The 2425-nt window shown below is 67.9% G+C and carries 2 protein-coding genes; one reads left to right on the top strand and one right to left on the bottom strand.

What is annotated here, in order from left to right; genetic code table 11:
* Nucleotides 1-82 precede the first annotated feature (82 nt).
* On the bottom strand, nucleotides 83-580 hold the full coding sequence (locus ACFW6P_RS32040; protein WP_386425792.1) for a hypothetical protein: 498 nt from the start codon (nucleotides 578-580) through the stop codon (nucleotides 83-85).
* Nucleotides 581-1000: 420 nt separating this feature from the next.
* Between ACFW6P_RS32040 and ACFW6P_RS32035 the strand changes: the two genes are divergently transcribed.
* Nucleotides 1001-2209: an IS110 family transposase gene (locus ACFW6P_RS32035; RefSeq protein ID WP_386425789.1), complete on the top strand. Its 1209-nt coding sequence runs from the start codon at nucleotides 1001-1003 to the stop codon at nucleotides 2207-2209.
* The last annotated feature ends 216 nt before the right edge of the window (nucleotides 2210-2425 follow it).

Below are 2425 nucleotides of genomic sequence, written 5' to 3'. Positions count from 1 at the left end.
CCACGGCGATCTGGCACAACCGCAAGACCGAAGCCCCGGTCACCCGATCCCTGATTGCGTACGACCACTGATCACATAGGACTCACTCGTCTAGCAGCGGCCGGAGTTCAGTCGCGATCTCCGACAGCCGACCGGTCTCCAACTGGGGCGGCTCGGTGGTGTGAGCCGGATTCCCCGAGCTGGAACTCGCCGCATGCGAAGAGGAGTGGTTCGCCCCGGTGACCTCGGCGGGCTTGACGACGCGGCGCGGTGCACGGCGGCGTGCGGGCTTCTCGGCCGGTCGGGGGCTCGACGGCACTGCGGAGGTCTGCCGACGCGGGTCATTCTGCCGGATTCCGGCCGCTGACCGACGGTGCCCTTCCTCCAGCCAGGACGCGGAGTTGAGCACCTTCTTGAACGCTTGGAGTTCTTCCCGCTGCTTCCTGGTCTCGCTGGGCGGGGCCTGTGCTACCTGGGCCCACGCCAGGGCGTACAGGTCGGTAGCATCGGCCACCGCCCATCTCTCCACGGCGCGCTGGAGGTTGAGGAGGGTGTGACTCAGGCTCCGGTGGAGTTGGGCGATCTCCATGGGGGTTCGCACGGGTCGCCCTGTGGTCCTGCGACGGAAGTCTGTCTGCCAGCTTGAGCCGCCGCTGAGACGTACCCGGTTCCGCGTCAATGTGATCCCCCAACCAGTGACGACGCTGTTGCGACTCCTCTGCGGCCGGGACACGAGGACCGCCCGGCGTTACGTGGTGCCCCGTTATCTTCTTCGCGGTTCCGCAACGGGACCGCTGGCCTCCGGGCCCGGCATGGCTGTTGCCCCCTGTCGAACGGATGACCTGGGGGGTGGTGTCACCGGGCCCGGGAGGTGCCGTCGGAGACGCTGATGAGAGGTCCGGCCACCGCCCGGTCCGGCGCAATGCCGGACAGCTCGTGGGCGGCAGGTCTGCATAACGTGGATGCGCGCGTACGACACCACTGCCGAGGCCGGCACGTTCAATTCTCCTGGAGGGGCGCGATGTTCGACACCGAAGATGTGGGCGTGTTCCTCGGCCTGGACGTCGGCAAGACCGCTCATCACGGCCATGGGCTCACCCTGGCTGGGAAGAAGGTCTTCGACAAGCAGTTGCCCAACAGCGAGCCGAAGCTGCGGGCCGTCTTCGACAAGCTGACCGCGAAGTTCGGAACCGTGCTGGTGATCGTGGACCAGCCCGCCTCCATCGGCGCCCTACCGCTGACCGTGGCCCGGGACGCGGGCTGCAAGGTCGCCTACCTGCCCAACCTGGCGATGCGGCGGATCGCCGACCTGTATCCGGGTGAGGCGAAGACCGACGCGAAGGACGCCGCGGTGATCGCTGACGCGGCCCGCACCATGCCGCACACGCTGCGTTCGCTGGAGCTGACCGACGAGATCACCGCCGAGCTGACCGTGCTGGTGGGCTTCGACCAGGACCTCGCGGCCGAGGCCACCCGCACCTCCAACCGGATACGCGGCCTGCTCACCCAGTTCCACCCCTCGCTGGAGCGCGTCCTCGGACCGCGGCTGGACCACCCCGCCGTGACCTGGCTGCTGGAACGCTACGGCTCCCCGGCCGCGCTGCGGAAAGCCGGCCGCCGCAGACTCGTCGAGGTGATCAGACCCAAGGCCCCACGCATGGCCGTCCGGCTGATCGACGACGTCTTCGACGCACTCGACGAACAGACCGTCGTCGTCCCCGGAACCGGCACCCTCGACACTGTCATCCCGTCCCTGGCCCGCTCGCTCGCCGCCGTCCACGAACAGCGCCGGGCCCTGGAAGCCCAGATCAGATCCCTGCTGGAGGATCACCCTCTTTCCAAGGTCCTGACCTCGATGCCGGGGGTCGCGGTCAGGACCGCCGCAGTTCTGCTGGTGACCGTCGGCGACGGCACCAACTTCCCCACCGCCGCCCACCTGGCCTCCTACGCCGGCCTCGCCCCGACAACGAAGTCCTCGGGGACCTCGATCCACGGCGAACACGCACCGCGAGGCGGAAACCGGCAGCTCAAACGCGCGATGTTCCTGTCCGCGTTCGCAGCCCTGCACGACCCCGCCTCCCGCGCCTACTACGACAAATGCCGGGCCCGGGGCAAGACCCACACCCAGGCCCTCCTCCGCCTCGCCCGCCACCGCATCAGCGTCCTGTTCGCCATGCTCCGCGACGGCACCTTCTACGAACCACGCGGCCCTGAAGCAGCCGTCGCATGACCACATCGGGCTTGACGAAGGACATAGAGGCACCCCCCGCTTATGCCAGTCCTCGGTCGGCGCCCGTGTCTTACCGCCACATATCCACTGCCGTTAACCCCTACCTACGCAACACCAGGCAGGGTCTGTACGGTCTTCGGTGTAACTCCCGATCATGGAAGTAGCACCTGATGAGCGACGTGACTGTCTCTGCTGAGGCGGTTGAAGAGGTCCGGC

It is taken from the genome of Streptomyces sp. NPDC058741 (assembly GCF_042746715.1).
GTDB lineage: Bacteria > Actinomycetota > Actinomycetes > Streptomycetales > Streptomycetaceae > Streptomyces.
This window is presented reverse-complemented; position numbering and strand designations above follow the sequence as displayed.